This window comes from Pseudogemmobacter sp. TB195 (assembly GCF_058313095.1).
The window spans coordinates 1-11,742 of record NZ_JBZEGG010000053.1; the positions used below are offsets into that span (position 1 = coordinate 1).

General features: G+C 56.6%; 13 protein-coding genes. 6 read left to right on the plus strand and 7 right to left on the minus strand.

Annotation, left to right across the window (positions count from 1 at the left end; genetic code table 11):
• The first annotated feature begins 62 nt into the window (after positions 1 to 62).
• From AC4FS3_RS27910 to AC4FS3_RS27925, 4 genes are all read left to right on the plus strand, one after another.
• Positions 63 to 683: an SOS response-associated peptidase gene (locus tag AC4FS3_RS27910; protein WP_491023255.1), complete on the plus strand. Its 621-nt coding sequence runs from the start codon at positions 63 to 65 to the stop codon at positions 681 to 683.
• Between the two features lie 319 nt (positions 684 to 1,002).
• On the plus strand, positions 1,003 to 2,118 hold the full coding sequence (locus AC4FS3_RS27915) for a helix-turn-helix domain-containing protein (RefSeq protein ID WP_491023243.1): 1,116 nt from the start codon (positions 1,003 to 1,005) through the stop codon (positions 2,116 to 2,118).
• Positions 2,119 to 2,125: 7 nt separating this feature from the next.
• Positions 2,126 to 2,614, plus strand: coding sequence for a hypothetical protein (locus AC4FS3_RS27920; protein WP_491023244.1), 489 nt, complete (start codon positions 2,126 to 2,128; stop codon positions 2,612 to 2,614).
• A 375-nt stretch (positions 2,615 to 2,989) separates the two neighbouring features.
• Entirely contained in the window at positions 2,990 to 3,871 is an 882-nt protein-coding gene (locus AC4FS3_RS27925; RefSeq protein WP_491023245.1) for a DUF7946 domain-containing protein, read from the plus strand.
• A gap of 115 nt (positions 3,872 to 3,986) precedes the next feature.
• Here AC4FS3_RS27925 and AC4FS3_RS27930 read toward each other — a convergent pair whose 3' ends face one another.
• Together AC4FS3_RS27930 and AC4FS3_RS27935 are read right to left on the minus strand one after the other, a co-directional pair.
• A complete protein-coding gene (locus AC4FS3_RS27930) occupies positions 3,987 to 4,340 on the minus strand; it encodes a hypothetical protein (RefSeq protein WP_491023246.1) in 354 nt (117 codons plus the stop codon).
• A gap of 3 nt (positions 4,341 to 4,343) precedes the next feature.
• Positions 4,344 to 4,883: an N-acetylmuramoyl-L-alanine amidase gene (locus AC4FS3_RS27935; protein WP_491023247.1), complete on the minus strand. Its 540-nt coding sequence runs from the start codon at positions 4,881 to 4,883 to the stop codon at positions 4,344 to 4,346.
• Positions 4,884 to 5,006: 123 nt separating this feature from the next.
• Between AC4FS3_RS27935 and AC4FS3_RS27940 the strand changes: the two genes are divergently transcribed.
• On the plus strand, positions 5,007 to 5,387 hold the full coding sequence (locus AC4FS3_RS27940; RefSeq protein WP_491023248.1) for an Ig-like domain-containing protein: 381 nt from the start codon (positions 5,007 to 5,009) through the stop codon (positions 5,385 to 5,387).
• A 1,120-nt stretch (positions 5,388 to 6,507) separates the two neighbouring features.
• Here the strand turns inward: AC4FS3_RS27940 and AC4FS3_RS27945 are convergent.
• Positions 6,508 to 6,657 (minus strand): hypothetical protein, encoded by a 150-nt coding sequence (locus AC4FS3_RS27945; protein WP_491023249.1) that lies wholly within the window; start codon positions 6,655 to 6,657, stop codon positions 6,508 to 6,510.
• Between the two features lie 108 nt (positions 6,658 to 6,765).
• The gene (locus tag AC4FS3_RS27950) at positions 6,766 to 7,074 is read right to left on the minus strand and encodes a hypothetical protein (protein WP_491023250.1); all 309 of its coding nucleotides are present in this window, start codon (positions 7,072 to 7,074) and stop codon (positions 6,766 to 6,768) included.
• A gap of 382 nt (positions 7,075 to 7,456) precedes the next feature.
• Here AC4FS3_RS27950 and AC4FS3_RS27955 point away from each other — a divergent pair, with 382 nt between their 5' ends.
• Positions 7,457 to 7,618 (plus strand): hypothetical protein, encoded by a 162-nt coding sequence (locus tag AC4FS3_RS27955; protein WP_491023251.1) that lies wholly within the window; start codon positions 7,457 to 7,459, stop codon positions 7,616 to 7,618.
• A gap of 162 nt (positions 7,619 to 7,780) precedes the next feature.
• Here AC4FS3_RS27955 and AC4FS3_RS27960 read toward each other — a convergent pair whose 3' ends face one another.
• From AC4FS3_RS27960 to AC4FS3_RS27970, 3 genes are all read right to left on the minus strand, one after another.
• The gene (locus tag AC4FS3_RS27960; protein ID WP_491023252.1) at positions 7,781 to 8,932 is read right to left on the minus strand and encodes an acyltransferase; all 1,152 of its coding nucleotides are present in this window, start codon (positions 8,930 to 8,932) and stop codon (positions 7,781 to 7,783) included.
• Between the two features lie 21 nt (positions 8,933 to 8,953).
• Positions 8,954 to 9,865, minus strand: a complete 912-nt coding sequence (locus AC4FS3_RS27965) for an arabinofuranosidase catalytic domain-containing protein (RefSeq protein ID WP_491023253.1) — start codon at positions 9,863 to 9,865, stop codon at positions 8,954 to 8,956.
• A 4-nt stretch (positions 9,866 to 9,869) separates the two neighbouring features.
• The coding region (locus AC4FS3_RS27970; RefSeq protein ID WP_491023254.1) for a LamG-like jellyroll fold domain-containing protein at positions 9,870 to 11,742 on the minus strand (1,873 nt) is incomplete at its 5' end.

Here is an 11,742-nt window from a genome sequence, read left to right on the forward strand (position 1 = left end):
TCTGATAGCAAACGATTTGGTCAAAAGTCTTCTGCAATCCTGACAAGAGAGGGGCCGTCCACATCTGCAACCTTTACAGCCAGACCACCTCACCTGAGGCGATGCGCCAGCTCTTCGCGGGGCTGACGAACGCCGCCGGCAACATCGAGCCCGGCGATATCTGGCCCGATCGCATGGCACCGATCATCACTGCCGGAGATGGCGGGCACGTTCTGCGGAGCGCCCGGTGGGGCCTGCCCTCCCCGCCTCAGTTCCACAGCAAGAGCGGGATCGACCGCGGCGTCACCAATGTTCGCAACACTAACTCGCCACACTGGCGGCGCTGGCTCGGGCCACCGCGCCGCTGCCTTGTGCCGGTCGAGCGGTTCGCAGAGCCACGCCAGGGCAAAGGTGCAGGCAATGCGTGGTTCGCACTGAAAGAGGATCGCCCGGCGTTCTTTGCCGGTATCTGGGTGCCAGACTGGACCAGCATCCGCAAGCTGAAGGACGGTGAAACCACGGATGACCTCTTCGCCTTCCTGACCTGTGATCCGAATGCGGAGGTGGCAGAGATCCACCCCAAGGCCATGCCGGTGATCCTGACGGAGCCGGACGACTGGGAGGAATGGCTGGTAGAGCCATGGACCGACGCCAAATCCTTACAAGGGCCACTGCCGGCCGGATCCTTGGAGGTCATTGAATGATCAGGATCACCGCCCTCGCGTTCTTCATCGCTCTGTCTGGCTGCGGCCCGCTGGACTACTACAGCGGGCGCAACATGGACTTCTATCACGCAGGGTAATTCGGTCGTTACCGCCCCCCGCCGTTGCTCTGCACTGACCAGCTCCCCGATAGTTGATTGATCATCCAGTGGATCCAGATGCATCCCTGAACTCGCTCGCAACTCCGATTATCCGCCCATACATATCAGTCACATAGCATCAATTAACTGATATGTTAATGCGATAATTGACAGCCACCCGGTGATCATGTAGGTCTACGAAAAAAAGGAAGGCGCGGTCGATGATAGACAGGAGCGAGCTGATTTCTCCCGGCAGCTTTGTGAGAAGCGCGATGGAGGCAAAGGGCTGGACCCAGGTCGATCTCGCATACGCATTGGGGACAACCGCCGTATCAGTCAACCACATCCTGAGCGATAAGCGCGCTGTCAGTATAAACATGGCCAAGGCACTCTCTGCCGCTCTTGATTTGAACGCGGAGAAAATTGCCGCTATTCAGGCGGCTTGGGATTTGGCTGGCACCGAAGAACCTGACCCCAATATCGCCGCAAGGGCACGCATCCTCAATAAGTACCCGCTCAGGGAAATGACGCGCCGAGGCTGGGTTTCCCCTGAACATGGCAGCGGTAGCCTCGAAGAGCAGGTTTGTCGGTTTTTTGGGGTATCATCCTTAGATGATATCCCCCACCTGTCACACTCCGCCAAGAAAACAAGCTATGACCACATTTCACCAGAGCAACTTGCGTGGCTATTTCGCGTTCGGCAGATTGCGAATGAGATGTCTCCCTCTCGATTTGACAGTGAAAAGCTTGGGGAAGTAATCTCAAAATTTAGCGAACTTCGTGCTGACGCTAATGGCGTTCGCCACGTGCCCCGTCTACTGGCGAGCGCTGGTGTTCGTTTTGTGATTGTGGAAGGCGTAGCAAATAGCGCCATTGACGGAGCATGCTTCTGGCTTGGCCCTGAAGCACCAGTGATAGGACTATCTCTGCGTTATGACAGGATCGACAATTTTTGGTTTGTCCTACGCCATGAGTGCGCACACGTCCTGCACGGTCATGGCAAAGATGAAGCCATCGTCGATTCTGACCTCAAGGGCGATATTGCTCCTGGCTTGCCCGATGAGGAGCGTATAGCCAATGAGGAAGCCGCAGATTTCTGTGTTCCATCCGCCCAGATGCAATCGTTCTACTTACGAAAGAAGCCCTATTTCGCCGAAAGAGAGGTTCTCGCATTTGCCAAGAGGATGGGAGTTCATCCCGGACTGGTAGTGGGACAACTTCACAGACGCATGGGTCAATACGATTTTCTAAGAAAACATTTAGTTAAGGTTCGAGGCAGCCTTGGAATTGCAATGATGATGGATGGATGGGGTGATCGCATCCCCACAACTCGCTGAGGTAAAAATGGCTAACTACAAAGAAGACTTGCAGAATATATTTGAGCGGTACCGTGACGAGGTATCGCCTGAGCCGGTTGATTTGCGAACTGTCGCATCATGGGCAATTGGACAGAAATTGTGGCAACCCCGCATCGTTGAGCTCGCTACTGTCCTGGCGAACGACTTAGCAGGGGCGCTCCGAGAAAAGAAGCGCACAGACAAAGATGGCCGGGAGCACAGAGCTTTCATTCCGGTTCGCCTGAAGGCAACCGATGGCCAGACACTTTTCGAATGGGCAGACATTGACACAGCTCCGAGAGCACATGTTGAAAAGCATGTTCAGCAAGATCGTCGCTCTATCGTGAGTGACGCCTATGCGTTGCAAATGAAGGTTGACCACTACAATGCAATGCACCCCAATGAAGAAGAAATTCAGCTTGTGCTTGATTTCACCGACGACATTGAAGAGTTGAAAGTTGCGAACGGACTGAGCGATGATGACGAGGCCGCGTAAGCCTAGCCTCTAACCCTTAGTACCGCAAAGGATTTGGTTTTGAAATCGGATAGATGAAGCCCGCCCGCTCCGGTGGGTTTCATCTATCCATCACGCCTTGCCTCTGCCTCGACTGCTACACCACCCGCCAGACTTCGAGCTGACTACAGCCAGCCCCGACATGACAAGCCGGGCGCCTAGATTTCCAGACATCAAGAACCAGCCAATTCTCTACCTTCACGTCTCGCGCGGAGAACGGATCACGTGGGACCGTGGACACGAAAATGACACATTAGCGGCCCTTTGAGACCTTGATACTGTGATTCTGAGTCACCCAATATACTTGAAGTAAATTTCAGACATTCCCGGCCAAACGGGCAATGAGAGGATAGACGATTGGCAGAAATAAGTATCCCGTATAAAGTTATTTTCGATGGCCTAGATGCTGACAACAATAAGGTCGAGGCATATGCAGCCTCCAAGAGTCTTGAGGGCTTATCATGGGCGCTATCTACAACCATAAACTTCGCCGCGACTGGGAGATATAAATCCCGGGGAGACATGTCAAAATCCGCCAAGATATACATGTCCCCAGCAAAGCAAGGTAGTTTCATAGTAGCTATGGACGCTTGGGTTGCTGCAAATCCGTTTTACGCAACGATTGCCTTAGGTGGCTCAGTCAGCGTGATAGCTCCATACATAAATAAAACTATTGAGTATGCCTTTGGAAAGGCGCTTGGAATTATATCAGAAATTCCAGATGGATTCAAAAAATACTATAACAGATTTAGCAAAGATGAGAAAAATGAACTAGACACGCTCATTCAAAAAATTGAGCCACCCCTAAGTCGCGCACATACTGCTATTGGTCAGACTGCTAGCGAAATTGTTTTCAAATCACGACGCACACATTTATTCAAAATGGATCAAGAAACAAAAGAATATATTGAAGCAAAGCCACTGAATGCTCCAGAAATTATGCTCACAAATGTGACGGCCTATAATCTCTTTAGCAGAAATGGTCGAATGTATGATCCAGTTCTAAGGAGCACTGCGGCCTTCACCTTAGTTAAGAATCCACTTAGGGGCACTGCTAATATCATCACTACTAGCTTGGATCAATATCAGGCAGGACGGAAGGGCATGGTGAAGGTTACCGTGGACAGGGTTCAAACCGAGTCAGGAAGGCTTAAAAAATTCCTTGTCACTGCTGCTGAGGAGATAGCGCCCCAAGATTGGGTAAATGGCCAAGATCCGCTTCGTTCGGTTCGGTCCTAGTACGTATTCTGTGCGTCGATCTTTCGAAGCACGCCGCAGCTAACAACCGCTTTCTGGACGACTAAGCCCTTGTGACTAGAGCCGCGCGCGTTTGCTGCCACGCGCGGCTCGCCCCTCACCTTGCGGCGGACCGCATGTATCTCCCCGCCAGCCCGATCAGCACATCTGCGGACGGCCCGAGAGCTTTGAGTGCATCCGGCACCGACTGCTTGAGATAGGCCAGCAGATCTTCATAGGCCTCGCGGCTGGCCGGATTCACCCCGCGCGTGACGGCAGTAAAGGCCCAGGTGCTGATCGCCTCATGCAAGGCCTTCATGTGCTTTTCCTCGATCCGGACGCCGGTCCAGCGATAGATCCGCGCCGACAGGATCGGCAGCGCCACGGTCAGGATAAGGCCGATCACAGCGACCAGCAGCTCGGCCAGCGAGGCAGTCACCTCGGGCGAGAGAAGGGATTTCAGAAAATCCATGGGTCAGGCTCCTTTGAGATAGGCCGTGCAGGCCTCATGGATGGCGCGGGCGAGCGCCGAGAAGTTGCGATCAGCAGCGGCGCAGTCGCCCGCGTTGCTGCCGAAATACGGCTCGATCAGGATGGCAGGCGGCTTGCCGGTCCAGAGCGAGGCCCCGCCGCGACCGTTCTTCGCGATGACCTTCGCGCCGCGATCGCGCAGGCCGAGGGCGCGGACCATGCCGGCCTGCACCCCGCGCGCGAGCCGGGCACTGTTCGGGGTGCCGCTGGTCAGGGTTTCGGTCCCGGTGGCGCTTGCCGCTTCCGCGCTGTTGAAGTGCAGCTCGACCGAGGCCGCGACACCCAGCCGGTCAACCTCGGCATAGGCGCGGCCGATCTCACCGGTGCCGTGCGTGCGGCGCACGATCACATAGCGTGCCGGGTCCAGATCCCGGATCGCTACCGCGAGGTCAGAGTTGATGTCGTATTCGGTGCGCTTGTCCGTCACGCGGACAGCCCCCTGCGACCGGGCGTTATGCCCGATCACCAGAGCGATCTTGCTCATGATGTTCTCCATGGTTGTGAGTTTTCGAATCGTCTTGCCGGAAGTCGGATTTCTGGCAGGCTGAGATCGGCGGCCCTTTTTGGCCGGACCGCACCGATCGATACTTCTCAAGAGGATTTGGAAATGATCCGCAGAACAGTATTCACAATGATCGCCACAATCGCAGCAATGAGCGGCTCTGCCGCCTTCGCAGAGTGCACTGGTAGCAACGGACGAGGCTGGGGCAAGGGCAAGGGAAACGGCGCGTTCGAGATGTCCGCATCAGATAAGAACTGCCTGATCAGTTATCCCGGCTTTATCTACGAACAGGAAAACAGGCGCGTCCCGGCGACGGAAGTCAAACTTACCCGCGCCCCGAAGTCCGGCACGATTTCCCTGTCCAAGCAGGGCATCATCTACACACCGGCAGCAGGTTTCAAAGGCAAGGATAAGTTCTGCACAAAGAATACTGCCGAAGGGGAGAAGGGGACGTTGGCCGGCTGCGTCACGGTCACGGTGAAGTAAACAAGGCGCCTGGCACGAGAAATGCCGGGCGCTCCCCTTCCGGCTGGCCCACCGCTCCACCATAGCCCCGGTGCCACGCGGGCCGAGATAGGACAGGACCGCGATCAGCCCGACCGTGACCACGCGCGAGAGGCCCATGTGGAGGCGGCCATAAGGCGGATTGTGGCCTGAATGTGAATATTCACGGGATCCGGATGCAATCGCCGAAATCTCGCCACAGTCTGACTATTATTGGTTTCGTGAGACAGCCTTTTTCAGCCCTAAAGGTTGTCTCGGCTCACCCTCTGGCGGCTCAGGCAGCGGGTGAGCCACTTACGGCCTCGGCTGGAGCTTCTCCAACTGCGCCATGATCTGGCTGATCCAGCTCTGGAACGCGCGCAGTTGGCTGAACGGAGTTACCTGAGCAATCTCAACCACCCTGATCGGTGCTTCGCGCCGCCCCTTGCAGCCGGGCTTTACGCCCGAAAACCCGAGCGATCTTGCTCATGACGTTCTCCTTAATGGAAAAAACCGGCGAGGCGGCCGGAGCGGTGGAACCAGAATTACATTCGTGGGTTGAGTAGGTATCAGCTCATTGACGGAGGAAACGATGAATATTGTTCGCTTCTACGCCGCCTGCTGCGCGGCATCACTTGTGGTCGCTGCTACAGCATTTTCTTATGCGATGAAGGTAATGTGATGCTGATGACAGGACCGGTTAAATCCCTTCACTGCCTCGCTGCAAATATGAGGCTTGTCGAAAAGGGGTTCTGGCCGCGCATCGTTGAGAGATTTCAGGATACCCTTGACCTGCAAGAGAGCGAAGCCACCGTATCTCTCAAAGATGATCGACTGACCCTTGCGGCCAGTTCTGGCAGGTATGAGGTTGAAATCTTGGCTGCATAGGCCGTCTCACCCCTTCCGGCTGGCCCACCGCTCCACCACCGCTCCACCATCGCTCCGGCTCCACGCGGGCCCGGATAGGACAGGACCGCGATCAGCCCGACCGTGACCTCGCGCGACAGGCCCATATAGGCGCCGAGCGCATCCCCCGCGATGGCCATGCATAAGGCGGTGGGGATTTCCCAGACCGGGTCATAGGACAGGATCGGGCTGGGGGGATACCCACTTCCGCACCACCTCAGCTGACAAGCCAGAGGATTAAGCTGCCCAGAAACAGTATCGCGCCAAGAGCCACCCACCCGACAGCTGAGCCACCGTGTTTGTCATCACCCTCAAGTGCTCGCTCTTCACGCGCCTTTGCCTCTGCATCCTTGTCGAAATCATCCATGAAATCACCCGTTAAAAAACTCACTATAGCTACGCAAAAGGCTGCAAATATCGCGCCATCACTGATGAGTTGAGCATACACCCGCAGAATTGCAACAAATCTCTGCGCTCACGGCCTGGGCTGGAACTTCTCGAGCTGCGCCTCAATTCGGCTGATCCCGCTCTGAATGCTGCGCAGGTCAGATTGCTGACCTGCCAGCGCCAGCTCTGCCGCCCGGATCCGTACTTCCCGGGCGCTGGCGTCAGAGCGGATTGTGGAGAGGTCTGAGGCCAGCGTGGCCTCCATGCGGCGTTGATCGGCTTCAAGCCGCCAGATGCCTGCCTGCGTCCAGATCACCGCAGAGAGTGCGCCAGCAAACACAACCACCGCCTGGAGGATCGCCCCCGCATTGATTGTGCCGTCATATTTCAGGGCCATGTATGCGCCTCCTGGGCATCTGAATGCAGTTGAGATTGAGGAATATTCGCGCGAAGGTTGCGCCAGCCCCTCTGGCAATTTAGACAGGGGCCGCCCTACTGCCCCGCCCTTAACCCGGCGGGGCATTTTCATTTGGAATTCTTGCCCGAGCGGCTATGCTCAGCGCGCTGCGCCGTCCGGGCCGGAGGCGCGGCAGGCCGGCGGTCCTGTGAAGCCCCCAAACTGAGCTGCCGCCGGTCACATGCACAGCTATTCAGCACAGTAGCACTGTTTTCTTTGATACCTCGATTTTACCAGTTTTCAACCCTTGCGGGAATCATGTGGACACTGGCAGAAGAGATGCCATCAGATCCGTACCCCCAATACAGGAGAGACCGTCAAGATGCAGAAAGCATTCGACTATCTTCAATCCGTCGGCGCCAAGGTAACCCGCTCCGATGTTGCCGGGCACTGGGTTGTTAATGGCAAAATCCTCTCGATGGATGAAATCAAGAAGCTGCCTGAAGCCAGAGAAAAGGTGATCACCGCGAAGGCCGAGGCCTGACAAGCACCCGCCAAGACCTATCGCCGCGTGTCACTGCATCGCGGCGATCACCATCGCCCATATAGCGGCCCCGCCGAGGATCGACGGGGCAAGCGCGTCAGGTATTGGGGAAGGTGCGATCAGTCGAGCCGCCATTATGCCGGCAGTGCCTGTTGCGTTCTTTCAGGATAGGCCTGCCAAACGCTTCAGATGGTGCGTGCGCGCGAAAAGGCAGGATGCACTGAGTGCGCCCGCCGCACAGACGCAAAGCGTTATGGCTGCACTGAGAGGGACAAAGATTACCTGAAGGTCGTCCAAACCGGTCTGGCCACGCATCATCTTCTGCACGAAGCCCAGTATGAGCATGTGGGAAAGATAGAAGTAGTAGCTCCGTTGACCGAACCACGAGAGAACGGCAGCGCTGACAGATCCGACATGCCTGAAGGCGGCGACCGCGATCAGGCAAACAAAGCCGGATGTGATGACAGATGTCGCCTTAACCTGCGAGATGGCCAGATCCCGAGCATCCGAAAAGATGAAAAAGGCCTCACCAAGCGACAGCAGAACGCCAGTCGCGAACCCTACCACCAGCAGACTCACAGGCACTCGCTGAAGAGCGGTTGCCTTTCTCGCGGCCAGAATGCCGCCAATATAAAACGGCAGCCAAACGAAGAATGGCAACACATTATAGGGAAACGCAGCCCAAGGCTCGCCTTCATAGGCATACCGCAATGTGTATGTGAAAGCGCAGGATGCCAAGCATGTAAGGGGCAGAAGGGTGACGAGAACCCTGTCGCCGGCCCGCTCCAACCAAGGCGAAATCAGTGTCATCTGGGCCATCATGATCACATAGTAGCCGACCACGATGATGGTCCCATCGAGGACCATCATGGGGATTTGCGGTAGATTCAGCGCGCCAGTGGTCAGCCGCACGGCAGCGTAGATAGCGGCCCACGCAAGATATGGAGGTAGCAGCCTGCCAAGACGGACGCTCACCTGCTTGCCATAGGAGGCAGGCGCTTTCTTGGACGATCCTGCAAAGTAAGCACTCAAGAAAACAAAGAGCGCCACCGGGAAGTTGATGATCTGCCTTAGGAACACCCCAAAGTCTGAGTTGAATGATCCGGCAGGAAACAGGCCTGTCGAATTACTGGCATGGATCAGCACCACAGCTACAACCGCTGCGCCTTTCCAAGCATCCCAGTAGACGTTCCGCATGTCATTGGCCCCGTATGAATATTCGGCGTGACCATCAGCGATGATTGCTGTCTCTGCAAGCGCGATGATCACTGCCGCCCGTATAGCCAACCAGCCGAGGATCGACTGGGCCAGCACGTCAGGTATTGGAGGGAGAAATCAGTTCCGATAGAATCGCAGTTGATCCGCGCTGAACGCGTCGGCGTCCTCGCCCGCGTCAGTAGTGAACAACACCAACTCGGATACCGTGCCATGCAGCGCGCCGTTGGTCGGGGTTTGCAGATAGCCGAGATGCATCCCCGCCGTGTTTGCAGGTGCCTGCGTTTTGCCAGCGCTTACCATCGCGGCGCTGCCCATGCTGACACCATCCAGATCCCCCGAAAGCATCCCCGCCGCGAAGTCTGCCCTACCTCGGATGATCCGGGGATTGAGGGAGACGGAATAAGGCACTTCAACGGTCGTTCGCGCTTCCGCACCCGTCCTGCGGGTTCCAACCCCAAGCATTGTGGGTGAGGCCCGAGCGATCAGGCGGTGGACGCCTTGACTGCTTCCGGTAGGGTCAGCGAACAACACGCCGGTATTCTGCTGTACTCCGGTGGGAACGGACTCCACCGTTCCGACTGTGTGGAAATCAACAAAACCCTGATCTGAGGTCAATGCCTCCGCGCCTGAGCTGACCAGATACCGATTACCCTCCATAACCATAGCGGGGCGTCCGCCGCGCTTGATTACGGACCCGGCGACCACAATTTGAGGGGCTGCATCAAGCGCGGGGCGGGCAAAAAACGCAGACCCTACCTGAGAGTATACGGTATGGATCAGCCCGTTCCCGCCGCCGATGAAGGCCAGCAATGCTTCCTCGTCCAGCCTTCCAAGGCTGTCAGCTCCAATGTCCTCCTCGGCTTCATCCGACGCCCGAATAACGCGGATAAGTGGGCCATCGTATCCCGCGATCAACTTCCTTGCCGCCGAGACGGCAAGAACGGGCTGGACCCCGGTGGGGTTGATGGGCCAGTTGACAAGCCCCTTGGAAAACACTGCATCGCCCGCGACGATATCAACACCGATCATCAGATCATCTCCTGTCAATTTTGATATTTGCGACCCGAAGAACGCCTGCACATCCTTCGCTCAAGAGCCCTATGCCGGTAATCTCGCCGGATAGCCTTGAACTCGGGGCGGAACCGAGGGTCAGGGCCGAACCCGGAACCAGATCGACAAGCCTCCAGGCGGATGGATCTCTGTCGATGACGTGATCCACATTCAGCGCAGCGGACCAATCCGATGCAGCGCCCCCGTCTGCGGGCATCTGATATTCAGCAGCGCTCGCAAACCACTGTGTGCCAAGCCTGAGCATCAGCCTCACATTGTCCGCCGCAAGCGAATTGTTCATGCGGCAGCGTATCCTCGCGGCTTGCTGGATTTTAATGCTATGCATGCTGTCAACAACAGCGGCTGAAATGACTGCGTTGACCGCGCGCGCCATATATGCAGGTGACGTCGCGTTGGTGGCCGTGAAGGTGTGGTTATACCAGGCGCTAGTGAAAACAGTCGAGGATCGATCTGTTGCAGTCGGACCATGATAGGATCGCCAACCGACTGCCATTGGTGCGCGGTCACCAGAATTGCGATACCATGGGTCGAGGTGGACCAGAGTTTCCCCGATCACAGTCTGCAGATGCAAGTCCAGGATTTCAGCCGCACTTAGTGCCCTGCCAAAAATGGCAACCCCGCCAAGATCGCCAACCATCATATTGGACATACCGGAAGTGATCAGAACCCCGCCGACTGTAAAGTCGCCGAGGATCTTCCGATTTAGACCGAGGTCAAAGTCATAGGGGTTTTTACGATAGGTCTGACCCTGATTATCGGTGAAAGTCGGACGGCTGTCCGCGATCCCATCGATGTAGCTGATTATCTTCTCTCCATCGTAAGTCATGGCAACCATGCGCCATTCGCCCGGCCTGACGCATTGCGCCGATGTCGAGTAGTCCCGGCTATACGGATAGCCGGGGGTAGCGCCCCCGGTATAGCTGATATGTCCGCACACCTGATCTTGCCCACCATAGACCGGAAGCGAGACGAACAGGCCATATTGGCGTCTGGGATCGGCGTTATGCTCTTGCCAGACGCCCGCAACGAAGTGGTTCCCAAAATTGCCACGATTGACCCAGCCAATCACCGTCACCTGATCGCTGCGCGCCGCAAGATCCAGCGCTCCGATCTTGCCGTCATCCACGCGCAAGGCGAGGTACTGAGAGCCGGTAAAGCGCAACGACTTACCGAATGGCCCGCCGTCAACGCGCGCAGGCGGAGCTGCGCTGCCTACTGTCAGGTCAAAATTCTCGACCCCGATCCGGTTGCGATAAGGCTTGGCGTCATCCGACCAGTCCCAGAAACTGATCAGGTTTTCTGGCCAGTCGATGCGCGGTCTGTTGATCGCGATATCGCTTAATTCACCGACTGTTTCGGACAGGCTGGATAGCTCATTCTGCAAATTGCTTATGGCGTTTTGCAATGGGGGCAAATCCGAGGATCTGGCATATCCGATCAGGTCGGCAATCTCTGTCGATCCATCATCATTGACGCGAAGCGCTACGGTCCCGAGACCATCCGAGACCCTGAAAGCCCACGGGGTCTGCTCGCTAAGTTTGATGATTTCCCCTTGCTCGGAAAGCTGCTCTGTGATGGCGTTGACGTCATCCGATGTAGCGTATCCGATCAGGTATGCGATTTCTGTCGATCCGTCTGGATTGACGCGCAGGGCCTGAGTGCCAGAAGGATCGCGCACCTGAAATGCCGCAATCTGATTGGGTCGCCGCGTGATCGTTTCCTTTCTTTCGGCAACCTCTGCCGCCAGATCAGCCTGATCCGCCTTCCCCGCCAGCGGGTTCTCCCCGGTGTCGGCCCATGCGGTGCCGGTCCAGCGCCAGATACGGCCCGGGTCG

Coding starts and splice junctions, on each gene's coding strand:
- AC4FS3_RS27915 (WP_491023243.1), top strand. CDS start 1,003: ATGATAGACAGGAGCGAGCTGATTTCTCCCGGCAGCTTTGTGAGAAGC.
- AC4FS3_RS27920 (WP_491023244.1), top strand. CDS start 2,126: ATGGCTAACTACAAAGAAGACTTGCAGAATATATTTGAGCGGTACCGT.
- AC4FS3_RS27930 (WP_491023246.1), bottom strand. CDS start 4,340: ATGGATTTTCTGAAATCCCTTCTCTCGCCCGAGGTGACTGCCTCGCTG.
- AC4FS3_RS27935 (WP_491023247.1), bottom strand. CDS start 4,883: ATGAGCAAGATCGCTCTGGTGATCGGGCATAACGCCCGGTCGCAGGGG.
- AC4FS3_RS27940 (WP_491023248.1), top strand. CDS start 5,007: ATGATCCGCAGAACAGTATTCACAATGATCGCCACAATCGCAGCAATG.
- AC4FS3_RS27945 (WP_491023249.1), bottom strand. CDS start 6,657: ATGGATGATTTCGACAAGGATGCAGAGGCAAAGGCGCGTGAAGAGCGA.
- AC4FS3_RS27950 (WP_491023250.1), bottom strand. CDS start 7,074: ATGGCCCTGAAATATGACGGCACAATCAATGCGGGGGCGATCCTCCAG.
- AC4FS3_RS27955 (WP_491023251.1), top strand. CDS start 7,457: ATGCAGAAAGCATTCGACTATCTTCAATCCGTCGGCGCCAAGGTAACC.
- AC4FS3_RS27965 (WP_491023253.1), bottom strand. CDS start 9,865: ATGATCGGTGTTGATATCGTCGCGGGCGATGCAGTGTTTTCCAAGGGG.